Origin of the sequence: Bacillus cereus group sp. BfR-BA-01360 (genome assembly GCF_022663595.1) — a bacterium.
Lineage (GTDB): Bacteria > Bacillota > Bacilli > Bacillales > Bacillaceae_G > Bacillus_A > Bacillus_A cytotoxicus.
On record NZ_JAKUFV010000031.1, the window covers coordinates 1 to 24,290 of the forward strand.

Genomic DNA, 24,290 nt, shown 5'->3' on the forward strand with positions numbered 1-24,290 from the left:
TCGACAAATTTTAAGAAGTCTTCAAAGTAGCGGGCATGCGATGCTTGGTGTATTTTTAATTCGCCGACTTCGACCATACCTTCTTCAGGCATGTATGGATATTGAATGGACTTCATATTTTTTGTCGTAATAGCCATTTCGACGTTACGAATTAAAGTAGTTTCATCAGAAATTGATGCGACTTTTGGTTCAAAGTCACATTTCATAACGAAGACAAATGGATCATCAAAGTATTTTCGCAATTTTGCCTGTGCAATTAAAAAGACACCGCCTCGAACGGCGCTTGTATCAATATAAGTATAAACGAGTGGTTCGCTCATATCTTTGAAATCCTCTTTCGTTTTTGCAAATCGAATCCGGTTAAATAAATTATAATGAGGATTTGAATCTAATTCATGTCCAGCCTCGACAATAAATCGACCGATTTTTGTTGGAGCTTGTTCTGTTTTTGCATGGCGTTCCACTTTTCGTTTTGATATTTTTAATAATTCTCCATCAAGAAATTCTTTTAGAGAGCTATTTTCATATTCTTCCGCATCTAATGTTTGGAAGTGCTTATATCGCTTATCCGCTTGTTCTCCTTTTCCTTCTACTTGTATAACATAAAAAGAAAGAAAATTTATTTCGAAATCCATATTTATCACCTTATTTCATTTCGTTAACTCTTATCAGTATAGAGATGGAGAAAACATTCGTCAATTTTACAAAAAGAAACGTTAGTTCGTAGAAAAAGGAAGGGGAGTTCCCTTCCTTTTTCTTTCCCCTTGGTTTGTGGATTAAAAGCCATCTTCAACTGCTGAGAATGGTATGTTCAATCTGTTTTCTACAGTGCGCAAACGTTGGTTTAAGCGATTAAGTCTTCGCGTATGACGTTCTAATATGTTTTGAAGTTGGTTTACTTGCCTATTTAATTGATTAACGCGTTGCTCAAGTTCATTTACTCGTCTTTCTAATTGTCGACCGCCGCTACCAGGAAATGAAATTGGAATTTGGAATTGTCTGTTTGGGTCATATGGATCAATTTCTTCTGTTTGCTCTACATATGGCTGATATTGTAGCTGTGGGTCGTATTGCTGTGGATAAGCATAAGGATTATATGGAGCATATGAATTGTAGGGATACATATAACATCCTCCGTTCTTTCAAATTAGGTTAAATTCACCATAATGTATGTGCAAAAGCGGATGGGTGACACGGCAAACACCTATAAAGGAAAATTTGATATGCAAAATGATTATAAAAAAGGATTTTTCATACGAAAGTCTAAAATATAAAAGACAGATATATTACATTTGTTTTTCACATATTACATGGTATATACTGGTTATAAATGATAAAGGTTACAATCGTAACAAACTTATGTTTTTTATGCAAATATGTGTAGACATTTTGTGAAGAAAAGAGTAATTTTAATAGAGTAGAAATGAAAATGTAATATTTTATAATCATATTGTAAAGTAAGGCAATCATACATACATAAGATAGGAAAAAAGAGCAAGAAAAGTTGTTGGGGAAAAGGAGAGAGTATGTTGTTACGTAAAGCAAAAAGTATTGTAATAGGGGCACTATGCATTGGTGTAGTAAGTGGCTGTGGTACAAAAGTTAGTGATGTAGCGTTAGTTAGCGATATTGGAGGCCATACAGTAGAAGCGAAAACAGACGTTAATGATAGTATTAGTTTAGTAGATGGTCGCACAGGAACAGAAGTGAAGAAACTAGATTTATCCAGCTTAGGATACTTTGAAGATGAAAATAAGTTTAAAAAAGAAGTAACAAAAATTGTAAGTGAAGTTGGGAAAAGCGTTGATAAAAAAATGGTTCCTTCGCGTATGACAAGTGATGGAACATGGCAAGAAGGTAAGCCTTCTTATGAGTTAATGGAAAAGGAATTAGTAGAAAAGTTAATGAATGTCGGCATGTGGGATTCTTCATATCAGTTACCGATTGTTGAGAAAAAACCAGTAGCAACACCATCTGATGCAAGCGGATCTGGTACAGTCATCGGCCGATATGAAACAAATTTAGGTGGCTCGACTGGTGGAAGAATCGAAAATATTCGTATATCTGCTAATCATATTAGCGGAGTTGTATTAGGAAAAGGAGATCGCTTTTCTTTTAATGCATTAATTGGAGATACAACACCTGATAAAGGGTATCAATTAGGAAAAGAAATTGTTGATGGGAAATTAGTAGATGGATATGGAGGTGGAGTGTGTCAAACTTCATCCACTTTATATAACGCGGCAGATCAAGCTGGTTTAAAAATGGTAGAGAGAACAACGCATTCTAAAGCAGTTGGATATGTACCAAAGGGAAGAGATGCGACAATAGCCTATCCGTATTTAGACTTAGTATTTGAAAATACAAAAGATGTACCTGTCAAACTGTATATGGGTGTCGAAGGTGGAAAGCTTGTTGCTGAAGTACGTGCAATGAAGTAAGAATTTGACTTTACTTATTGTAAACTTGGCCATTCTTTTTAGTATAATACTAAAAAGGATGGCTTTTTATCTATTTTCCGAAAGGAGACGCCCGCCTTAAGGAATGAGAAGGGCGATAATCCTATGAGTAGGCGTGAGATATGAATGTCAGTTGGCATTAGCCAACATCTTTGTGCTACAATACATGTAGAACGAATTCAAGCGTGGTTGCTTGCTGCGTAAATAAAGTGAAACTTTAATCAGTGGGGTAGTTCAAATAATGAAAATGGTGTGCGACGACCAACTAGAACTGGTTAAGGGCCTTGCTGTTTTTATGATGATTTTTGATCCACTGGTATGAAAGAAATGACGATAGTGACCTGCTTTTCCGCTATATGAATCGGACTAGAAACTTCTAGTAAAGAAGCCTTTAGTCATACATTTTAGGAGGAAGCATGATAGATTTTATTTTAGAAACTATGGCGTTTGCTGGAATTATATGTATCATTTTAATTTTAAGTGTAAGTAAAACATTAAGAGATGCAAAGAAAAAGAGACAGAATAAAAATGATAAATGAAATCAGTTTAGAAGAAGGCCCTTGCGTATGGAAAGGGTCTTTTTTGTTATCGTTCAATCCCTTCGAACAACATTTCTATTTTCTTTAATAAATCCCTCATCACGAAGGCCACCGTTATGTAAAGCAATTGTAGAAGTGATAAAATCAACATCATTGTAAACAAGCTTCTTTTAGATGTAATATATATAATATTAGCATAATTTTAAAAGAGAGGAGGGGTTAGTTGGCTATAAATAAAAAAGAAAGGAGAAATGCAAAATGATATTAGATCTTGATTTTGTTTTAAGAATAGGTGTTGCTGGATTATTAGGTGCTATGGTTGGGATAGAACGAGAAATTCGTTCGAAAGAAGCTGGATTAAAAACGCATTTTCTTGTGGCAGTAGGAAGTGCACTAATTATGGTTGTTTCCAAATACGCCTTTTCTGATATTATGCTGGAGGAACATATATCACTTGATCCAAGCCGTGTGGCAGCTCAAGTTGTTAGTGGGGTTGGCTTTTTAGGAGCAGGTACAATTATTATTCAAAAACACGCAGTTAAGGGATTAACAACTGCTGCTGGCTTATGGGCAACAGCAGGAATTGGCCTGGCAATTGGAGCGGGGATGTATGCAGTTGGGATAGGAGCGACGATTCTTGTATTAATTGGTTTAGAAATTGTCAGTCGTATTTTTCGAATTCAGTTTCTGTTTCCACAACACATTTCAGTAGAAATATGTGTAAATACACAGGAGGCTATACAAAATATTCTTGAGTTATTGAAAGCCAAAGGAATACAAATGGTAACTTATGAGGTAAATGTAATCAAGAAAGAGGAAGAAATGGAGTATAAAGTAAATATACAAACGAAGGCGATTTCATCTGATGATAAAAATAAACTTATTCAAGAATTACAAAAACTTCCTAATATTTCATTTATAAAATTAAAGTCTTAAGACTGTAGATGAAGTGAGGAGAAGTTATTACCATAAAAAGGATGGTGCACAATATGTATGTCACTATCCTTTTGTTATTATACATGATTTTTGTATGATTTCATGTCAAAGAAAGAGATACATAGAAAGTATAATTTTAAATATCTTCTAGGTAATGAGCAGGATTATCATCCATTGATAAATTGCATCTATACGAAGATATTCCATTTTGATCGATAAGTATTTCTTGCATTGAAGTAAGTTAAATATAGAGTCCTGTTTCAAGGATCATCAAACTGAGCTTGATATGAGATTTGTTACATGATATGGAAAATAGAAGAAGAGGATGGGAAGTAAAAACTTGAATTATCTCATTTTTCGGATTATTATTTATGGAATAGTTAACTTACTTTAAAATTAAATAATTAATAAAGGAGAGAGGGAGATGGAAGCTACAACAGAGCACTTAGTAGTGAATTTAAAAGAAATACTTTCTGAGGAGCGAGTCGTAGTTAATATGACAGTAAGAGAACTGCATGGTAAAGACGAATCGTATCATGCAAGTAGTTTACCTGATGTTGTGGTGTTTCCGACAACGACAGAAGAGGTGAGTCAAATTATGAAGTTGGCAAGTCAATACGGAAAGCCTGTTGTGCCGTTTGGCGTGGGATCTAGTCTTGAAGGACACGTGATTCCGTATGAAAAAGGGATTACAATCGATTTCTCTTTTATGAATAAAATACTCGAAGTAAGAGAAAAGGATTTTCTCGTAAAAGTACAACCGGGTGTAACACGCTCACAGCTTAATAAAGTATTAAAAAAATATGGTTTGTTTTTTAGCGTTGATCCAGGTGCAGATGCTACGTTAGGCGGGATGGCTGCAACGAATGCGAGCGGAACGACAGCGGTAAAGTACGGAGTTATGCGAGATCAAGTGCGAGATTTAGAAGTCGTTCTTGCGGATGGAACCGTGATGCATACTGGTAATTTAGCTGTAAAGTCATCATCAGGTTATCATTTAAATGGTATTTTTATAGGTTCTGAGGGAACACTAGGGTGTTTTACAGAATTAACGTTAAAAGTATACGGCATACCGGAGCATATGGTAGCAGCAAGAGCATCATTTCCGGCGGTAAATGATGCGGTAGAAACGGTTATTCATATTTTACAAGCTGGTATTCCTATTGCGAGAATGGAACTTGTCGATGAGCTTTCAATGAAACAGGTGAATCGATATAGTGAAATGAACTATAGAGAAGAACCGACATTATTTTTAGAGTTTCATGGCAATAAAGCAGGATTACATCAGGATATTGAATTTACGAAAGAGATTGCTGGCGATCATAAATGTAAGGAATTTGTGTTTGAAGTAGAAACGGCAGCGCGCAATAAATTGTGGGATGCAAGACATAATTTAGCTTATGCATACGTTCATAGTTATCCTGGTAAAAAACTGATGAGTACAGATGTTTGTCTTCCGGTTTCAGAATTAGCAGATGCGATACAGTACGCAAGAGAAACATTACATACAACCGGAGTAGTTGGAGGCATTCTCGGACACGTAGGAGATGGGAATTTTCACGTCCTTTTAATGGTGAACCCAAATGATCAAGAAGAAGTGAAAAGTGCAGAAGAAATAAATGAAAAGATTGTTATGTACGCGCTAGAACACGGAGGAACATGTACGGGTGAGCATGGTGTAGGGATTGGGAAGCAAAAATATCAAGAGAAAGAGCATGGACCAGCACTTCTTGTTATGCAAAAAATAAAACAGGTCCTTGATCCGCAAAATATTTTAAACCCAAATAAAATATTCCAAATGAAGCAGTAGGGGATGAGTTGATGAGGGTTTTGGAGTAATGGAAATAATGGGAGAAGAATAAGAACCCCCGAGAATCGTATATGTTCTCCGGAGGTTCTATTTTCTATGCTTAAAGACAACTGTCTCACGTGCCACAAAAAGTACGATAAGGTTGAGTGGAAGGCTCGGGCACTGTAGCGTATTCATATTGTTCAGGTGAATGGGCATAAGGAGAGGAAAGGGCAGCCAGCAGTCGTTCCATTACACGGTAATCCTCTTGTTTTACTGCAGCTTCTAATGCCTCTTCGACACGATGATTACGCGGGATAATCGCAGGGTTGTTATCTCGCATTAGCTGTTGTGAAGATGATTTTGATTCTTCTTGTCTGCTTAACCGTTCTTCCCATTTTTTATGCCAAGATGTAAATGCTTCACTTTTAAAGAAATCAGTATCTTTATTTGTATCGAAAGTTAAAGCAAGGAAAGTATTTGTATAATCTGCACGATATTTTTCCATCGTGTTTAACAGTTCTTCCATTAGCTCTTTATCTGTAGCTTCTTCATTGAATATGCCTAGTTTTGCTCTCATCCCAGCAAGCCAATGCTTCTCGTATAGTGGGCCAAATTTTGAAATGGTGTTTTGAGCAATTTGAGCGGCTTGTTCTATATCTGTATGGAGAAGTGGCAATAGAGATTCAGCTAATCGTGCTAAATTCCATACCCCAATATATGGCTGGTTTCCATACGCATATCGGCCTTGCATGTCAATGGAGCTAAATACGGTTACTGGATTATATGTATCCATAAAGGCACAAGGGCCATAATCAATCGTTTCTCCACTAATGGTCATATTATCAGTATTCATCACACCGTGAATAAAACCAACAAGTTGCCATTTTGCAATTAAGCTAGCCTGTCGCTCTATTACTTCTTGTAGCAGTGCTAGATACGGTGTTTCATGTGCTTCAATATGCGGGAAATGACGTTTTATTGTATAGTCAGCCAAACTTTTTAAGTCTTCAATTGAGCGGGTAGCTGCTGCGTATTGGAATGTACCGACACGTATATGGCTACTAGCTACCCGCGTCAAAATGGCGCCTGGTAATTCTGTTTCGCGAAATATGGATTCGCCCGTTGTCGTCACGGCGAGACTGCGAGTGGTCGGGATCCCAAGTGCATACATTGCTTCGCTAATAATATATTCACGGAGCATTGGCCCGAGTGCAGCGCGTCCATCTCCACGCCGTGAGTATGGTGTTCGTCCAGAACCTTTTAACTGAATATCAAATCGTTGGCCAGAAGGTGTAATTTGTTCACTAATTAGTAGTGCACGTCCATCTCCCAGCATGTTAAAATGCCCGAACTGGTGGCCTGCATATGCCTGTGCAAGAGGAGAAGCACCTTCAGGGACTTTATTACCAGCAAGTACAGCTACGCCTTCTTCACTTTTCAGTGCCTCCGCATCTAATCCTAAAGATGTTGCTAAAGAATCGTTCAGAACCACTAACTTCGGTGCACGTACAGGTGCTGGAAGAAGTTTTGAAAAAAATGATTCCGGCAGACGAGCATAACTATTATCAAAATTCCATCCAGTTTCTTGACGTTTTGTTTTCTTTTCCATTGTATCCCCTTTTCTCATTTTGAATTTGAATTGTTTTTCCAGTTCCTTATAGTTATGTGTAGTATATGTAAAACAATAAGATGAAAAAATGTTTTTTGTTTATCCCGCTATTTTAGGGCAGTAAGGCTCCCACCTCAAGATTCAGAGAGAAGCAAGGAAGATAGATGGGAGATTACCAGCCCGTAACAGTCCGATTGGTGATGGCTTATAATCAGTGGGGGATGAAGAAACCCCTACTGATTAAAGTTCCACTTTATTACGCTACCTACGGACAGTGCGACTTCCGCATTAAGATATAGTGAAAAAAGAAGTGAGGTAGGAGCAGATTTGCTTATAAAATCCTTCATTTCATATTGTTCTGATATTTATAGTAACACTTTTAGGCAGGATACTAAAACATAAATTCTTTTTTACTTTTCATTTCTTATAATCCCTGCGACTCTGGTACTTATTCAATTATTTTCTTAAAAATTTCTTTATACTTGTATTCTCTTGTCACTTTTGTGAACTGCTATTTATTCATAACTTACATGAAAATTTACATAATGGATAAAGGAGTATCTTTATACTTGATAATATTTGATCATACACATAATTATATAACCGTTTATCTATCTATACAGAAGAAAAACATATGCAATTATTCATATTTGTATGCTTTGTCTAAAAAATAATTGTATATTAAGTTATGCAATTTTATTTTGATATATTACGAATATTGAAAGGAGAAACAAAGATGAAGAAAACGGTTGTTACATTGCTGACTGCTGGTGCAGTTTTAGGTGCACCATTTTCAACTGCTTTTGCAGAAGAACAAGCGTCACAACAAAAAATTATGGATCAAATGGAAGTCGTACAAAAAGATTGGAATGACGAAAAAGGGAACCCGTCTTTCCTAGCGGGAGAATTATCAACTAAAAATGTACAGACTCAAAAGGAAGTCGAGAAATTTTTGGAAGATAATAAAGCTTTATTTAAACTTGACCCAAAAACAGACTTGACACTTAAAGAAGTGAAATCAGATGATTTGGGAATGAAACACTATGTTTACACTCAATCTATCAATAAGGTACCAGTTGATGGTGCAAGATTTATGATTCATACAAATAAAGAGGGTAAAGTAACAACAGTAAATGGAAATATACACCCGGATGCTGCGGAGAATGTAAGAAAGAATACAACTGCTAAAATTTCGAAAGAAGCAGCTCTTTCAAATGCGTGGAAACATATTAATCTTACAAAAAATGACACGTTAGTCGAAGGGAATGGAAATGTATTAGATAAAGTAAAAGACAACTTAGAATCTACAAGTGAAAAAGCTGATTTAGTCGTATATGAAAAAGAAGGAAAATATTATTTAACTTTTAAAGTACAATTGCAATTTGTTAAACCTTATGGAGCTAATTGGCAAATTTATGTTAATGCAGAAGATGGAACAATTGTTGATTCATATAATGCAGTTACAGATGCAGATATTGCTAAAAAAGGCTATGGTTATGGTGTATTAGGTGACCGAAAAGAACTAAACACTACTTATAATAGTACAAAGGGAAAATATTATTTACGTGATATGACAAAGCCTATGAATGGAGGAGTCATTGAAACATTTACAGTCAACCACAGTGATGCAGATTATCCGGTTAACTACTACCTATTAGATGATGATAATGCATGGATCAATAAAAACCAAAGACCTGCGGTTGATGCTCATTATCATGCAGGAAAAGTCTATGATTATTATAAAAATATTCATAACCGAAACAGTATTGATGGAAAAGGTAAAACGATTCGTTCAGCTGTCAATTATGGAACTAATGTCAATAATGCATTTTGGAATGGGCAGCAAATGATTTATGGAGATGGAGACGGTTATGAATTTATTCCACTTTCAGGTTCACTTGATGTTGTTGCCCATGAATTAACACATGCAGTAACTCAATATTCAGCTGATTTGCAATATGTGAATCAATCTGGTGCATTAAATGAATCTTTCTCTGATGTATTTGGATATTTTGTCGATCCAAACAACTGGGATTTAGGGGAAGCTGTATATACACCTAGAGTTGCTGGAGATGCACTTCGTAGTTTATCGGATCCAGAAAAATATGGACAGCCTGCTCATATGAAAGATTATCAATTTTTACCTCCTACTGAAGAAGGAGATAATGGGGGCGTGCATATTAACAGCGGGATTCCAAATAAGGCGGCTTATTTAACAATTAACGCTATTGGTAAAGAAAAAGCGGAAAAAATCTATTACCGTGCTTTAACAACTTATTTAACACCAACAAGTAACTTTAAACAAGCTCGTGCAGCTTTATTACAATCTGCAGCTGATTATGATGGTTATGATAGCGCAACATATAAGGCAGTAGAAAATGCTTGGAATCAAGTTGGTATAAATTAATTTATTATTCTATTCAACTAAGATATTTTATAAAATGCAATAGTAAAAATCAAAAAGGAATCCCTCACGGATTCCTTTTTCTGATTAAGTTTTTAGAAAGGTTTTTCTTTTTAACTTTTTGCACCAAACCCCTTTGGATTCTTTAAGAGTATATTACTTTGTCTCAAGTGGTTTCCATAATGATAAAGCAAATATCCAATTTGGATCTCCATTACCTTGGTAACTTTGAACAGCTTCATATAATTTGCCTTGGTATTCTACTTTATCGCCTTTTGTATATGCTTTGTATGGATCCCATTTTGCAAAAGATGAACTTTGCTCTTTTGTAGTTACAGTCAATTTATTACTTTCCATAGATTCATTTTCGGCTGTATCAATTGCAGTGACTGTATACGTATAGGTTGTATTTGCTTGTAGGTTTTTGTCTATAAAAGATGTAGTGTCGGTTGTCCCAATTTTAATCGGCTTACCTCCAGCTACCTCGCGATAGATTACGTAATGATCAACTTCTACATTATCCTCGGATGCACTCCACATTAAATTTACACTGGAATTTGTTACCTCCATTGCATGAAGGGTAGTTGGTTGCGTCGGTGCTTCTGTATCAGGAACTTCCTCCATGGTCTTTACTGTTATAGGCTGACTTTCTTCGGACATATTTCCAGCTACATCGATTGCTTTTATTGTATATACATATTCTGTATTCGTTTGTAATTTTGTATCTGTAAATGTGGTTCCGAATACGGAACCAATTGATTTTCCGTTACGGAATACTTGATATTCTTTTACGCCTATATTATCTGAGGCAGCATCCCATTTCAGCCCAATACTATGGGGAGTAACTTTTAGCACATGTAATCCTTGTGGTTTAGTTGGCGGTTGTTTATCACTATTGTCATTATTGATTAAATTAACATCGATTACATTATAAAAAGCATTACTAGTGTCCGCTACATCCCAAACCGCTAAAATGACATGATAACCGTTACGATCCGTAGGTACATTAATTGTATGAGATATATTATTTGATGCCGCAGAGCCATTATGTTCAACAGTACCAATTGGCTCAAAATCAGCACGAGTTAAAGGTTTATTTGGATTCCATCCTTTTTTAGTAATATAATAGTGCCATTTACTTGTTGCATGTGGCGCTGTATATTTCCATGTAAATGTATTTGGTCCCCCTGTAATCGTGTTTTTAAACCAACGATCTACTGTTTGTTGGTCGAGAATACCGCCAAATAGGCCACCTGCAGAAGCAATTTTACCATCAATTGGTCCGCCTTGAGGAAATCCTTTCGGTGCTTCTAGACTTTGCGGTTCATACATTACGTTTCCACAATTTAAATTGAGTGCATCGTATTTCTGACTGCATAAAGCTGCGCGACTACTAGGTTTTTCAACGAATCCGTGTGCATATACATTTTCGGGAATTGTGAGCATTCCCATAATTCCGGCTACTAATATGGTAGCACTTATTCCTTTTTTTCCTTTACTTAGTTTTTTGAACTTAGATGATAGTTTTGTATTCATTTTTGTAACCTCTTTCCTTTTTTGTGACTAAGAGGGGTTTGATGCAAATAGCTAAGAAGAAAATTCTTAAATTCTTGTAAATGTAATGTAGCATACCACTTTAATGTTGCAAGGATCCTGCATGAACGGGTAGTAAGACTTCCGGCTGATTAAAGTTTCACTTTTTATCGGAAATACAAAGAGAAAGAAAAGTTTTAGAAACCATAGATTTTTATATATCAATTTTATTATATTTCTTTTTGTTTCAAATGAGTTCAATATGTTATGAATTGTAATAAAATGTTCAAATTAAATGTATGATTAGGGGAAAGATATAAACTTAAGTATAGGCTAGTGCCAAAATATATAGATTAATTGTTTTATATTTGTTACATATTGGAATTCAAAAAGGTTTTATGTGTAAGGAAAGATAAATAGCTATGAGGGATAAAATTTTGGCTAAAATTCTCGTTTTAAATATAATGTATAAGGATGTGGGAAGATGAAGAATGTGCAGAAAATTTTCATTCTAGTTGTATTTGTTTTATCTATTTGGAGTTTTTCTAGTATGAATAATGTATTTGCGGACGAAATACAATTTTCAGGTGTGACAGCTCCTATTGGAGTAAATGTACGCGATAATAAAAATTTGGCTGGAAATATAATAGAGCGTCTTCCGGGAAACCAGACTGTTCATTTTAATGGTTGGGAATATGGAGAAGCTGTAAAGGATTATTGGACAGGCAATTTAGATAATCGTTGGTTTTATTTTTATAAAAATGGAAAGAAAGCGTATATTGCTTCAGCCTTTGTGAATGGAAATCCACCTAATTCTGCAGCAAATTATAAATTATATGTTCCTAATATTCGACAACAACAATCAAATTGGTGTTGGGCAGGTACTGCTGTGTCTGTTTTAAACTATTTTGGTCAACCTACCAGCCAACAACAATTTGTTGGGTATGTAAAGGGAGGTTTATATAATGATCCAGCTACTTCTAGAGAAATACAACATGGTCTTGCTTATTTTGGTCTTACTTCAACAATTAGTAGTGGGGCTCTTTCTTATGATTGGTTTAAAAGCCAAATTAATAGTCATAAACCTATGATTACGCTAATTAACTGGAAAAATGGCGGGAATGTTGGACACTTTCTTGTGTTAGATGGTTATTTTAAAGGAGGCGATGGGACCGACTATATTACTTATATGGATCCTTGGTATGGTGATCACTATAATCATAACTTTGAATTATTCAAAAATAATAATAGATTTTGGTGGAATGAAACGGTTCAAAATATTAGTAGAGGGTATTAGATTACAATAAAGGGGAGAATGATTTTATGAAAAAAATATTGAAATTTGTCATTCCGTGTGCGTTGTTAAGTGTTGCAATTCTATGTATAAATAAAGCCTATGCAACAGATCGTCCAAAGGAAGATCCTGAAAAGATGGCATTAAAAGATTATCAACATAGTAAAAATATTTCATCGAAAGATGGAAAGCAACTTTACCAAATGAGTCATTTTACTTCTCATTCATCTGTAGAGACATCTACATTTTTCTTTCGTGTGTATGAACCAAAACAACCACAAGATATGATAAATAGTGCTTCTGAAAAATTGTCAGAACTTTTAATGCCTACAGATGAAAAATTATGGTTTATTCTGAATAGAAATAACCCGGAAGGTTTGATTTTTACAAATGATCAAGCACCTATACGTATGGGGGGAGAGAACCGTAGTAAAGATTTATATAAACTCTATCAGTCTATCCAATCAAATACAGAACAAATGAAAGAAATTGCTTATTTTGAATTTGAAGGACAAGGGTTATTTCTTGTTACGCATGAAAAAGGAGAGGAAGTATATGCTAGTGAGGGGGCTTCCTTTATTTTAGGAGTTCCATCCGGAGAGAAGCTTGCACCTAATGAAGTTATTTTAAAAATGAAAGAAAGAATTCTAGCATTATTAATAAGGTAGCGTATCTTATTGCTAGTGGCGGTACTCAAAATGGTGTAGTCGTGCAAGGGATTGGGGAAGATAAAATGTTTAATATTTTCTATTATGCCAATACAGATGAGTTAAATATGACCTCTAACTTCAAAGAACTAAAGGTAGCCTGTATTCGTGTAGCAACAAACTTATATGGTGAAAATTTAGCAGAAGTACAAGCTGTTCCACAAGCTTTCAAATCGTTCCCTACTAAAAAGGGAGCATATTCATGTAGAAAGATAGACTTTTGTATGGTTGTGCAATTGAAAATAGCTTATCATTTTTTATCCCGCTATTAAGCCCAACACTGATGAAAGTTTCACTGTATTAACAATTGCACAATTTATTTTGTATATTCATATTAACTTGTATTTTAATATTTAAATATAATATAATAGTGAAAAATATGAATAAAAGGGAGTTTTTTCTTGTGGATATTTATTCTAATACAAATGGTAGTACTCAAGTATTAGATCAGTCGCTTGTTTTAGCTGGATTAGAAGCGAATTTAGCGATGATTGAATTTAACCTAGATAAAGAGGTAATTTGGGTAAATGAACATTTTGCACAAGCTTTAGGGTATACAGTTAATGAAATGAAAAATAAAGTTCATCAACAATTTTGTGTTCCTAGTTTTGTAAATAGTAGAGAATATAATCAGCTATGGGATAATTTAAAACAAGGGATTAAGTTTCAAGAAAAAATTCAAAGAGTTACTAAAAAAGGGGAGTTAGTTTGGTTTGAAGCTACATACATTCCAATCTTGAATGAGCAGGGAGCAGTAGAGGCTGTACTAAAAATTGCAACAGATATTACACAACGTGAAAATCAAACAAGAGAAGTTGTTTCTCAGCTGAAAGATTTATCAATAGACTTAGGAAATAGAGTAAATGTTAATTCTAAGGAAAATATGGAAGCGCTCTATTCTTTGAGGGAAAAGGTTACTCTAGTAAGTGATATTGCTCAAATCATTAAAGATATTTCTTCCCAAACAAATATCTTATCTTTAAATGCAGCGATTGAAGCAGCAAGAGTAGGGGAACATGGACGGGGATTTGCAGTAGTAGCGGAGGAAGTAAGAAGATTAGCTAACAATGTTGAGAATGCAATCAAAAAAATCAATTCAAATGTAGAGAGCATTGTAAAGGGAGTAGCTACTGTTAACGATGTGAATAAAAAATTACAAGAAGAAGTGATTGATAATCAAGAGAAAATAAGTAAAACGATGGACGAGTTCGAAAAAATTGTAAATTGATGATTGAAGAATAAACAACATTGTATCAATTAGTAGATGAAAAAAGAGCTTTAATCATAGAATGAGTAGGTAGAATTTTTCTATGAGGATAATGTGCCGAAAACATAAAATAATAAATCACAAGCTAAAATTTTAGTTAAATTAAGTGGAGAACTGTAATTCAATATACTTTTTATCTAAAGAAGCCAGAAACGCTGTTTTCCTCAGCTTTCTGGCTTCTTTTTCTGTCTAATGAGTATTTTCTTATTGATATGGAATAAAGGTGTGATGATAGATAGGAAAAGTTGTGAAATGTTAAATAGGCAACTTTTTATCAATTAATACCAGAATATTTAGAGGATTAATTATTATAAAAAGAAATGTATATTCCGCTGAAAATCTTTCCTTAAGGAAAGATTTTTTCTGTAAAGAAAAATGTAGAAATTAATGAATATACACTTTTTGAAAAAAATGTAGATTGTCGTCTAATTATATTCATTTACAGATAGATAGAAATTGTCTAACAATTGAAGGTGTACAAAATCATTAGAGGAGATGAGAATATGTTTAAAAAAATTGTTATGGGGACTTTATTATTTGGAGGAATGATTGGGATTTATTGTAATCCAGCATCGGCAGCTCCCATACATTCAACATCAGAAGTGAAATCTTTAGATCGCAGCGGTTTATATTCTACTTTTTCACCATGGCAGTATTTAGGTCAAACTTCAAGGGAACTTCACATCAACACCAATGATCCAGAGATCTTAGCTGCTGAATTAGCGAAAGAAGCACCATTTTATGCGGACGAATTGTTTACAGTATGTTCTACCATTTTAAACGCACAAGTGAAAGTTGTATATTGGACAAGTAAGGAATGGGTAAGAATGCAAGATGGGAATTATGTATTCAAACATGAAATTAAATTTTATAGAGATAAAGAACGTACGCAACTCATTACAGAAATGGAGTCTTAGCTTCTTTAATTAATAGAGATTCAAAGAATTGTTATTTTCTATTTTGGAATATAAAAATAAAATGAATTAGCTTAAGGATAAGTTTTGAATCATCGTTTTCAAAACTTACTTTTTTTGTTTGTCATCTATCTCCTTTCTTCTCTCTGAATAATGAGATAGAATCTTACTGATTATAAATAGCAGGATAAACGAAATATAATTATAATACTATAAAAAAGAATGAATGCACATGTTAAGAGAGGAGACCATTATGGAACTTTTCGGAAAAAAAGTATTGCTATCTAAAGTAGCAATTCACGATTTGAATTTTATTTGTAGGATAGAGTGTGATTCGAATTTATGGTATTTTGAAGAATACGTAGAATCAGATGAAAATGTAATATATGAAGAGTATATAAGGAAAATTAAGGATACGGAACAACCAACAAATTATGATTTTATTGTAAGTATAGTTGAGGATAAGCACAAAATTCCAATTGGTTTAGCGCAAATATGGAACAATAGTGAATATAGAAAGAGTTGGGAAATAGGCTTTGCAATACTTCCAAGCTACCAGAGAAAAGGGTATGGAACTGAGGCAATTCAACTTTTATTACAGTTTGCTTTTGAAAAGTTAGATGCACATAAAGTGGTAGGGATGTGCAATGAGCATAATATAAGTTCGGCAATTTTAATGGAGCGTGTTGGTATGAGAAGAGAAGCTATTTTTAAGGAAGAGCTGTTTTGGCAAAAGAAATGGGTTGATCAATATTATTTTTCTATTTTGGAAAGGGAGTATTTTGGTAGAAACTAAAATTCGAAATACATTCAAGTAAACAAACTTGAGGCTTGAGGAAGTAATGTATAAAGCTTTTTTTTAAGAATAAGGAAATATAGAAAAGCTCTTCACTTATATATAACAAAAAATCTCATGAATTGTTAAAAAATATTCAAAAATTTTCATAGATTTGGTATGATTAAGTATGACAAGTTAATAGAGGCTGGAGATTTTGAGACAAGCCATAAAACAGTTTTTGGGTGCTAGTAGTGTGCTCTAAAGCGTTTTATGGCTTTTTGTTTAGGGAAATAAGCACAATAGGGAATACGATTACGATGAAGAAAGGAGTGACGATAAGAAAATTTTTAGTTACATAGAGTAGTAGATTGAAATGCTTTAGCAAGTGTGCAATGTTAGGATAGGTTTATAAAAACATATAGGGGGTATTTCTTCTATTTCGTGTAAATCTCATTAACTTGTTGAAATTTGCAATATGGAAGGAACGAAAACATGAAAAAGATAGTAAGTTTTTTAGTTATTTTCTTGTTAATTGGGAGTTTTGTTTACGGAGGAACGGTTGATGCGAACACAAATATGAAAAATAAGGTGCATGCAAATAAATTTTTAAATATTGCTCATCGAGGCGCCAGTGGACATGCTCCTGAACATACTTTTGCTTCATATGATTTAGTCAAAAAAATGAAAGCGGATTATTTAGAGTTAGATATTCAATTAACAAAAGATGGCCAATTGATTGCTATGCATGATACTGCTGTTGATCGTACGACAAATGGAACAGGTGAAGTGAGAGATAAAACATTAAGTGAGATAAAAAGTTTAGATGCGGGTTCTTGGTTTAATGAGGCTTATCCAGAAAAAGCAAAACAAGAATATGTGGGACAAAAAGTGCCTACACTTGAAGAAGTTTTCCGGAAATATGGAAGAAGTATGAAATATTACATTGAAACAAAATCTCCTGATGTGTACCCAGGAATGGAAGAGAAATTATTAGGATTGTTAGAAAAATATAATTTAGTTGGACAAAATATGTCCTCAAGTCGTGTTATGATTCAATCATTTAGTCAAGAAAGTTTAAAAAAGATTCATAATATGAATCAAAACATTCCATTAGTTCAATTGCTTTGGTACTATCCAAATGACAAGAATGAAATTGTTGAAGAGTCAAAAATTACATCTGCTCCACAGCATGTAACAAATAAAGAATTCCAAGAAATTAAAAAATATGCTGTTGGTATTGGACCAAACTTACGTAATGATAATGGAGAGTTAATCATTAATGAACCATATATGAAAATGGCTAGGGAGAATGGACTGCTCATTCATCCTTATACAATTAATGAGAAAGAAGATATGAGACTGTTAATCGGATGGGGAGCAACAGGCATGTTTACAAATTATCCGGATCGATTACATAGTGTTTTAAAAGAAAAATAAAGAGAAACGGAATAAAAGGTATACCATTGATTTAGGTATACCTTTTATTCCATTTTCATTTTTTTAGAACTCTTTAATTCACTACGCCTTTGAATACCTAAGAAAAAATGTCTGACTGTATCTTTCTTTTCGAGAATAAATATGGCGATGAAGAGGGGGACTGTTACTCCTACAATCGTATAAATTATATTCCCATAATCTATAAATTCAAGAAGAATTTTATTAACCCCTATGTGCATATACATAATTGCCATACTTTTGTTATTCATGGAAGAACAAAGTGATAGTACTTTTTTTGATTTTATAAGTTGAAATATTCCGCAATATGCGATCGTCATGATTAGCGGAATTACTATATCTAAACTATAATGATTATATGATACATATTTCATACTTAAATGATAATCCAGCAAATTTAGCTCTTGAATCGTAATCAGTCCCATTATCAATAGGGTGCAGAGTCCTGTAAGAACAGGGGGAATTTGTTTTAAATATGGTTTTACATAATATCCGATACTATAATATCCGAGGGCAAGCATAGATACATCTATATTCCAGGGAATCCACACATGTAGAGAAGGCTCTAAGCCGCCCAAGGTGCTAATATACCTTCCTTCAATATGTGATATTATATATAAGAAAGCAATGAATAATAAGCGAGTGTGTGTTCTTTTAAAAATAAGAAATATAATGAGGAATAATACTTGTGTAAAGAACAGACAAGTTATAAACCAAAAGACCCCGTAATAGCTTGAAATAAATCTTCCACCGAATAGTACTTTTCCGATATCCTCTATATACCAATGAAAAGAACTATTTCCTTGCATTAGCTCCTCTGCATAACGAATCATTGTAAAAAGACCTAAATACGTTATATAAGGGATGAGTAGACTATGTGCTCTTTTCTTTAAATAAGGTCCGACTTGTGACCATTGTTTTACTGGTTTAGACACATAACCACTAAACAGAAAAAAGGCGGGCATATGAAACCAATAGATATAAGTTATAAGGTTATTATGATTATAAGCATGCCCAGCAACAACAAGGATTAGCGCAAACCCTTTTGCTGAATCAAGCCACAATTCATGTTTTTTATCTATCATGTTTTCACTCCCTAATGGTATTTACAACATCTATTTTAGAGGGAATGAAAGCGAATTTTCCAACATGTTATTGGAGCTTAAAGCGCTGGTAAGCAAATAGAAATATTAGTAATAAAATAATGATTTTGTAACGAAAGAGAAAGATACATTTACTGTTAGGTAATTTTCTAATGAAATGATACATTTTCATTTATTCTATCAATAAATTTACGTAAAGCATTTGAATAAAAGGTATCTTTGCGAACGATAAACATAGTAGGGACCTTTGAAACACGTTTTGGCAAAAGTGTAAGTTCAAAAGGGTGTTCATTATTTTGAATGAGGGATTTAATCATGATTGCAACTCCCATACCTGATTTGACACAAGCGAGAATTGCCTCAATTGTTCCAAATTCTAATACTCGTTTTGGAATAATTCCCTTTTCATAAGCCCATGTCTCAAATAAATTTCGATAATAACATCCTTGACTAAAAGCGAGTAGATTCATTTGCCCAAGTTCTTTTAGAGAAGATAAAGGCGATTTACTAATGATAACGAGCTCTTCTTCTTGAAAGAAAAAGGAATCAAGGTCAGCATGATGAACTTGACCAGCAATACATGCTCCGTCTAGTTTTCTTTCAAGAACAAGCTGAATTAATTGCTCTGTTGAGTGAGTTTCTAAAATAAGATCAACTTCGGGATACATGTCATAATAGGATGACAATATAGAGGGAAAACGCACTGCCATTGTAGATTCTGTAGCGCCAATTTTTAATGTCCCTGTTGGATGCAATACATTATTTTGGATGGCTTGTATAGATTGATCCATTAAGGAAAGGATTTGCTGTGCGTAAGACAATAAAATTTCCCCATTTGAAGTTAAGGAAACACCTTTCCCGTTACGGTAAAATAGCGGTACCCCAAGTTTTTTTTCTAATTGTTTAATGCGCATCGTTACATTTGACTGTACATAATTTAAGTTTTGAGCAGCGTGAGATATATTTTGTTCTTTTGCAACTTCGTAAAAAATAGTAAGATCTTTTATATCCATGGAAGACCTCCTAAAAGATATCAATTTTTTTGATGATTTTTATCATTAATACTTATTTTACATGATATCTGAACATTCATACAATAAAGTGTGTGGGGGAGGGATGAATTTGTTAAAACAAGAAAAAGTGACGGAGAGTGCTCATTTTTATAAATGGCTTGTATTGATATTAGCAACAGGAGTGCAAGCTAGTGCAACGCTTGTTACATATGGTGTAGGACCGCTATCTTTCTTTTGGAAAAAACTGTACAATCTAAGCGATATGCAGATGGGATTGTTGTTAACTGCTGTTAATATTGGACCGCTTTTTTGTATGCTTGTTGCAGGAAGGTTACTTGATCAATATAATGAGAAATTATTAATGGGAATGGGATCTATCTTGCTTGGCGGATCTTTACTACTTGTTCATCTAGCGGATGGCTTTATGGGACTATTCATTGTTCTTTGTTTTGTAGGAGTGTTCTATAGTACAGCGCAACCTGGAGGGAGTAAGGTCATTTTAAAATGGTTTCCAAAAGAAAATAGAGGGTTCGCTATGGGCATCAGGCAGGCGGGGATACCAATCGGAGGAGCAATTGCAGGGGGTATCATTCCGTTTCTCTCTGTAAAATTTAGTCTATCGCTTGCTATATATGTACTTTCAAGTATATGCATAATTGGAGGGATTTTGTTTTTCCTGTTTTACAAAGAACCTGTTCATTCTTCTAGTGAGCGTGTATGTAATAAGAAAAGCATTTCGTTTTTGCAACAGTTAAAGATGATTGCAAGTAATAAAAAATTATATCCTGTTTTGTTTACTGGAATTTGTATGATTTCGTTACAACTGATTGTAGTGGGACACTTTATGAAATTTTTAACTGCTACCACTTTTATATCACCTATTTTGGCAGGAAAGATATTTTCCATTATGTTATTTTGCGGGATGATTGGCCGCGTTGCTCTAGCGACGATTAGTGATCGTCTTTATGGAGGAAATCGAACTAAGCCGTTAATGATTTCTGTATTTGTTGCATGTTTCTGTGTCATTGCTATATTAAATATAAAGATAATGTCAATTGGATATATATGTATGGTAAGCGGGCTGTTAGGCTTCTTTAGTCTCGGGTGGTTTAGTCTTTTTATCGTTGAAGTTACAGAAAATGCTAACGAAAATGAGGTTTCTTTCACTGTTAGTTTTGCTTTAACATTAAATCAAGTCGCAATTCTATTGGCCCCGCCTATCTTTGGTTTTGTAGTAGATAAGTGTGGATATACAGCGGCCTGGATTGGCATCGCTTTATGTATACTAGCATCAGGAATCAGTCTATTGATTCACTTGAAAAAAGAGCATAAATAGAACATTTTTTGCGATATACTACATAATCCGTTTTAGTAGGAAAGGTATATTATTTAATTTATTTTTATGTAATATTCTATTAATATGTACGTTTTTAGTGAGAAGGTTATATGAAAAATTATGAATTATATAGAAAGATAAACAAATAACGGGTACCTATGTATGACAGGCACCCGTTATTTGGATTATAACGTTGAAAATTCTTCAACAAGTTTCTTAAAACGCTCTAATGCACTTTCAATTGGTTTTGGTGTTGTTAAATCGACACCCGTTTTTTGTAAAAGTTGAAGCGGATAATCGGAACTTCCACTTTTTAAAAATGCAATATAGTTTTGCTGGGAAAGAGGGTCGCCACTTAATAATTGCTCGGCAATTTGGATGGCAGAAGCAAATCCTGTTGCATATTTATAAACATAAAATGGACGATAAAAATGCGGGATTCTTGCCCAACCATATTTTACTTCTTCATCAAATATAACTGCTTCTCCGTTATATTCTCTAAACAATGTTTCGTATACTTCGTTAAAACTTTGAGCATTAAGTGGTTTTCCTTCTTGTGCCATTTCATGTGTGATTTTCTCAAATTCTGCAAACATAACTTGTGTAAAGAAAGTGCCTTTAAACTTTTCGATAAAGTGATTGATTAAATGGTTGCGCACATCTATATCTTTCGCTTCTTTTAGTAAATGATGAATAAGTAATACTTCATTTACGGTTGAAGCAACTTCTGCAACAAAAATGGAGTAATGGGCAGAAATTCTCGGTTGGAAACTGTGTGAATAATGAGTGTGCATGCCATGTCCACATTCATGCGTCAATGTAAAGAGACTATTTAAGTCATCGTTATGATTTAAGAGAATAAAAGGGTGAACATCGTATAGACCAAAATTATAAGCACCCGAACGTTTACCAGGTAGTTCTCTCACATCAATATAGCGTTTATCTTTAAAACTTCGAAGTGTTTGAATGTATTCTTCGCCGAGTGGAGATAGAGATGCAAGCATGGTTTCAAATGCTTCCTCGTAAGAGATGTCTTGTTTCACACCTTTCACTAAATCGACATGTAAATCGTATTGTCGCAATTCATCGAGTTGTAATTTTTCTTTTCGTAAATTGTTATATGTATGAAGCGATGCAATATTTTGTTTCGTTGTCTGAATTAAATTATCATATACTTCCTTTGGAACATTATCATCGAATAAAGACTTTTCTAAGGCTGAAGGATAATTTCTAATTTTTGAAATGGTGATATTATTCTTTATTGCTGCTGATAAAGTGGAAGCAATAGAGTTTTTCAGTTGTATATAAGGTTGATAGTACGCTTTATATGCTTCTTTTCTTTTGTCACGATCTTCATCTTTTATTAATTTCGCATACATACCGCGTGTTAAAGGTACTTTTTTTTCATCATCTGCTGTAACAGTTCCAAATACAATATCTGCATTGTTAAGCATACCGTATGTATGCTGAGGGGAAGAGAGAGCTTCACCCATTTGGGACAAAATTTCTTCTTTATCTTTATTTAACACATGTTTTTTATAACGATATAATTCTAATAAATCTTCTTTATAATATTGTAGACCTTCGTTTTCTTCTATGTAAGAATGTAACGTTTTTTCTTCTATACTAAGTAAAAATGGAGAGAAAAAGGAGCTTGCTGCACTTATTTTCACATGTAATTGCGATGCTTTATCTAGAAGAGACTGTGCCTTTGTATCGCGTGTGTCAAGGTCTGACTGAAGGCGTGCATATGCATAAATGAGACTGAATAAGCGGGATATTTCTTCACGTTTCGTTAAGTAGGAAAGAAGACTATAGCTATCATGAATATTCCCGTTGAATGTTTTTAAGTCGTCTACGAATGTTTCCACCTTTTGATAGTCATTTTGCCAGTCTTGGATTGTTTGATAAATATCCGTTAAATCCCATTTTTCTTGATCGGGTACGTCTACTCTACTTTTGAATGTTGTCATAATCATGTCCTTTCTAATGATATAGTTTATCTACTCTCTATATAACTATGAAATACAACAAATTGCAAAAAAATACCTGCTATATATAAAAAGTCTTGTCAAAAGCGATAAAACTTTTTAAGGATAAACTATAATCGGATGTCAAATATTGCATGTAGTAGGTTTAAATATTGCTGCTTTGTGATCTTTTCTTTTCTCTTTTCGCCTTGTTTCGTTACAGTTAAGCTATCTTTTGTTAAAGAAACATGCCCATCAGAAGTTAGTTTTGTGATAAGAGGTACTTTATTAAAAGGAGAGTCTTTATGTTCGACAATTGTTTTTTTGTGCTTCATTTACGATATTTTCATCCGCTTTTTCTATATAAAATGCATAACCTAAAGTCCACTCTTGAGAGGAAGCAGCATTTAGCAATTCATTATTTATTCTCATTTCTAAAACGTAGTTTCCTTTTGTAGTCGTTTCTTTTCGGATACGATAGTCGCCTGTAACAGAATGGACGATTTCACCAGAGAAAGGAACAGGTGCCAGCGGAAGGTATGAGCCAAAACCGACTTCAATTAAATAGGATTGTTTGTTGTGCTTTAGAACAGTTGCTACATGTCCAGAATCGACAGCCCAAGTAGCCGAAGCAGCATTATAAACGGTCCCAGATACGAGATGAACATCAAACCCGCAATCTTTAAGGAAATAATACATTATCGGGCCCAGTTCATAACATAGACCACCTCGGTTGTTTGCTAAAATTTTTTCTTGAAGATGTTCTTTTGATATTTCTTTCACTTTACCTTGAATAATATCCAAATTTTCAAATGGAACGGTTTGCGCCATCGCGTAAAGAATTTCATTTAAATCTTCAAATGAAATTGATTCTTTTTCTTTTATATGCAGTCTAGAGAAGAATTGTTTTTGGAGATCTGTCATGGGAATCACTCCTTATATTTGTTATATACTCATTGTACTGAAGGTAAGGAAAGAAAGCATCTGTCATGTATGAAGTGAAATATACTTATGGTGAAAGCGTGACAAAATGACACCTTTACATGGATTGGAACATATAGTATGATAGTTGCAATAAATTAGATTTTAATGAGTGGACATAAATGAATGAGAGGTGCTTTTTGTGAGTGTGGTAGGTTCTAAATAGGAACAATTGAATGAAATAAAACTGGTAATAACAA

General features: G+C 34.0%; 19 protein-coding genes and 3 pseudogenes. 14 read left to right on the forward strand and 8 right to left on the reverse strand.

Translation table 11 applies throughout. The features are described 5' to 3' along the window. The coding region (locus MR056_RS19920) for a DUF3900 domain-containing protein (protein ID WP_242136654.1) at positions 1–635 on the reverse strand (635 nt) is incomplete at its 3' end. A 141-nt stretch (positions 636–776) separates the two neighbouring features. Beyond that, positions 777–1,124, reverse strand: a complete 348-nt coding sequence (locus MR056_RS19925; protein WP_087095091.1) for a hypothetical protein — start codon at positions 1,122–1,124, stop codon at positions 777–779. 405 nt (positions 1,125–1,529) lie between these two features. Here MR056_RS19925 and MR056_RS19930 point away from each other — a divergent pair, with 405 nt between their 5' ends. From MR056_RS19930 to MR056_RS19940, 4 genes are all read left to right on the forward strand, one after another. Then, entirely contained in the window at positions 1,530–2,441 is a 912-nt protein-coding gene (locus MR056_RS19930) for a VanW family protein (protein WP_041809852.1), read from the forward strand. A gap of 434 nt (positions 2,442–2,875) precedes the next feature. Continuing rightward, positions 2,876–2,998 carry a hypothetical protein gene (locus MR056_RS22320; protein ID WP_255816365.1) on the forward strand — a complete coding sequence of 41 codons (123 nt, stop codon included), beginning with the start codon at positions 2,876–2,878 and terminating at the stop codon, positions 2,996–2,998. 258 nt (positions 2,999–3,256) lie between these two features. Further along, complete coding sequence (locus MR056_RS19935; RefSeq protein WP_012094659.1) at positions 3,257–3,934, forward strand: MgtC/SapB family protein; 678 nt, start codon at positions 3,257–3,259, stop codon at positions 3,932–3,934. A gap of 424 nt (positions 3,935–4,358) precedes the next feature. Further along, the gene (locus MR056_RS19940; RefSeq protein ID WP_012094658.1) at positions 4,359–5,744 is read left to right on the forward strand and encodes an FAD-binding oxidoreductase; all 1,386 of its coding nucleotides are present in this window, start codon (positions 4,359–4,361) and stop codon (positions 5,742–5,744) included. Positions 5,745–5,859: 115 nt separating this feature from the next. Here the strand turns inward: MR056_RS19940 and MR056_RS19945 are convergent, their stop codons facing one another. After that, positions 5,860–7,335 carry a protein adenylyltransferase SelO gene (locus MR056_RS19945; protein WP_012094657.1) on the reverse strand — a complete coding sequence of 492 codons (1,476 nt, stop codon included), beginning with the start codon at positions 7,333–7,335 and terminating at the stop codon, positions 5,860–5,862. A 736-nt stretch (positions 7,336–8,071) separates the two neighbouring features. Here MR056_RS19945 and MR056_RS19950 point away from each other — a divergent pair. Then, positions 8,072–9,742, forward strand: a complete 1,671-nt coding sequence (locus MR056_RS19950) for a M4 family metallopeptidase (RefSeq protein WP_012094656.1) — start codon at positions 8,072–8,074, stop codon at positions 9,740–9,742. Between the two features lie 153 nt (positions 9,743–9,895). Here the strand turns inward: MR056_RS19950 and MR056_RS19955 are convergent, their stop codons facing one another. Further along, on the reverse strand, positions 9,896–11,275 hold the full coding sequence (locus tag MR056_RS19955) for a lytic polysaccharide monooxygenase (protein ID WP_087098930.1): 1,380 nt from the start codon (positions 11,273–11,275) through the stop codon (positions 9,896–9,898). Positions 11,276–11,756: 481 nt separating this feature from the next. Here MR056_RS19955 and MR056_RS19960 point away from each other — a divergent pair, with 481 nt between their 5' ends. From MR056_RS19960 to MR056_RS19990, 8 genes and pseudogenes are all read left to right on the forward strand, one after another. Then, on the forward strand, positions 11,757–12,569 hold the full coding sequence (locus tag MR056_RS19960) for a papain-like cysteine protease family protein (RefSeq protein ID WP_041809849.1): 813 nt from the start codon (positions 11,757–11,759) through the stop codon (positions 12,567–12,569). Positions 12,570–12,595: 26 nt separating this feature from the next. Continuing rightward, positions 12,596–13,234 carry a hypothetical protein gene (locus MR056_RS19965; RefSeq protein ID WP_087095089.1) on the forward strand — a complete coding sequence of 213 codons (639 nt, stop codon included), beginning with the start codon at positions 12,596–12,598 and terminating at the stop codon, positions 13,232–13,234. Continuing rightward, a pseudogene (locus tag MR056_RS19970) lies at positions 13,210–13,461 on the forward strand (M4 family metallopeptidase); the annotation flags it as partial. The gene MR056_RS19965 and the pseudogene MR056_RS19970, both read left to right, overlap by 25 nt. A gap of 299 nt (positions 13,462–13,760) precedes the next feature. Continuing rightward, positions 13,761–14,075: pseudogene (locus MR056_RS22750) on the forward strand (PAS domain-containing protein); the annotation flags it as partial. A gap of 99 nt (positions 14,076–14,174) precedes the next feature. Further along, positions 14,175–14,501: a methyl-accepting chemotaxis protein gene (locus tag MR056_RS22755; protein WP_370684832.1), complete on the forward strand. Its 327-nt coding sequence runs from the start codon at positions 14,175–14,177 to the stop codon at positions 14,499–14,501. Positions 14,502–15,043: 542 nt separating this feature from the next. Continuing rightward, positions 15,044–15,457, forward strand: a complete 414-nt coding sequence (locus tag MR056_RS19980; protein WP_012094650.1) for a hypothetical protein — start codon at positions 15,044–15,046, stop codon at positions 15,455–15,457. A gap of 250 nt (positions 15,458–15,707) precedes the next feature. Further along, the gene (locus tag MR056_RS19985) at positions 15,708–16,250 is read left to right on the forward strand and encodes a GNAT family N-acetyltransferase (protein ID WP_012094649.1); all 543 of its coding nucleotides are present in this window, start codon (positions 15,708–15,710) and stop codon (positions 16,248–16,250) included. A 474-nt stretch (positions 16,251–16,724) separates the two neighbouring features. Next, positions 16,725–17,669, forward strand: coding sequence for a glycerophosphodiester phosphodiesterase (locus MR056_RS19990; protein ID WP_087098928.1), 945 nt, complete (start codon positions 16,725–16,727; stop codon positions 17,667–17,669). Between the two features lie 44 nt (positions 17,670–17,713). On the opposite strand, the gene MR056_RS19995 is transcribed toward MR056_RS19990, so the two are convergent. Further along, positions 17,714–18,772 (reverse strand): acyltransferase family protein, encoded by a 1,059-nt coding sequence (locus tag MR056_RS19995; protein WP_087098926.1) that lies wholly within the window; start codon positions 18,770–18,772, stop codon positions 17,714–17,716. A gap of 167 nt (positions 18,773–18,939) precedes the next feature. After that, positions 18,940–19,803, reverse strand: coding sequence for a LysR family transcriptional regulator (locus tag MR056_RS20000; protein ID WP_012094646.1), 864 nt, complete (start codon positions 19,801–19,803; stop codon positions 18,940–18,942). Positions 19,804–19,912: 109 nt separating this feature from the next. Between MR056_RS20000 and MR056_RS20005 the strand changes: the two genes are divergently transcribed. After that, entirely contained in the window at positions 19,913–21,139 is a 1,227-nt protein-coding gene (locus MR056_RS20005) for an MFS transporter (protein ID WP_176371941.1), read from the forward strand. 185 nt (positions 21,140–21,324) lie between these two features. Here MR056_RS20005 and pepF read toward each other — a convergent pair whose 3' ends face one another. Both pepF and MR056_RS20015 read right to left on the reverse strand, forming a co-directional pair. Next, entirely contained in the window at positions 21,325–23,112 is a 1,788-nt protein-coding gene (pepF, locus tag MR056_RS20010) for an oligoendopeptidase F (protein ID WP_048723769.1), read from the reverse strand. Between the two features lie 128 nt (positions 23,113–23,240). Next, positions 23,241–24,033: pseudogene (locus MR056_RS20015) on the reverse strand (arylamine N-acetyltransferase family protein). Positions 24,034–24,290 lie beyond the last annotated feature (257 nt).

Bases quoted from the DNA above. Each gene is read 5' to 3' on its own strand.
- MR056_RS19925 (WP_087095091.1), bottom strand. From the start codon at position 1,124: ATGTATCCCTACAATTCATATGCTCCATATAATCCTTATGCTTATCCA.
- MR056_RS22320 (WP_255816365.1), top strand. From the start codon at position 2,876: ATGATAGATTTTATTTTAGAAACTATGGCGTTTGCTGGAATTATATGT.
- MR056_RS19935 (WP_012094659.1), top strand. From the start codon at position 3,257: ATGATATTAGATCTTGATTTTGTTTTAAGAATAGGTGTTGCTGGATTA.
- MR056_RS19940 (WP_012094658.1), top strand. From the start codon at position 4,359: ATGGAAGCTACAACAGAGCACTTAGTAGTGAATTTAAAAGAAATACTT.
- MR056_RS19945 (WP_012094657.1), bottom strand. From the start codon at position 7,335: ATGGAAAAGAAAACAAAACGTCAAGAAACTGGATGGAATTTTGATAAT.
- MR056_RS19950 (WP_012094656.1), top strand. From the start codon at position 8,072: ATGAAGAAAACGGTTGTTACATTGCTGACTGCTGGTGCAGTTTTAGGT.
- MR056_RS19955 (WP_087098930.1), bottom strand. From the start codon at position 11,275: ATGAATACAAAACTATCATCTAAGTTCAAAAAACTAAGTAAAGGAAAA.
- MR056_RS19960 (WP_041809849.1), top strand. From the start codon at position 11,757: ATGAAGAATGTGCAGAAAATTTTCATTCTAGTTGTATTTGTTTTATCT.
- MR056_RS19965 (WP_087095089.1), top strand. From the start codon at position 12,596: ATGAAAAAAATATTGAAATTTGTCATTCCGTGTGCGTTGTTAAGTGTT.
- MR056_RS19980 (WP_012094650.1), top strand. From the start codon at position 15,044: ATGTTTAAAAAAATTGTTATGGGGACTTTATTATTTGGAGGAATGATT.
- MR056_RS19985 (WP_012094649.1), top strand. From the start codon at position 15,708: ATGGAACTTTTCGGAAAAAAAGTATTGCTATCTAAAGTAGCAATTCAC.
- MR056_RS19990 (WP_087098928.1), top strand. From the start codon at position 16,725: ATGAAAAAGATAGTAAGTTTTTTAGTTATTTTCTTGTTAATTGGGAGT.
- MR056_RS19995 (WP_087098926.1), bottom strand. From the start codon at position 18,772: ATGATAGATAAAAAACATGAATTGTGGCTTGATTCAGCAAAAGGGTTT.
- MR056_RS20000 (WP_012094646.1), bottom strand. From the start codon at position 19,803: ATGGATATAAAAGATCTTACTATTTTTTACGAAGTTGCAAAAGAACAA.
- pepF (WP_048723769.1), bottom strand. From the start codon at position 23,112: ATGACAACATTCAAAAGTAGAGTAGACGTACCCGATCAAGAAAAATGG.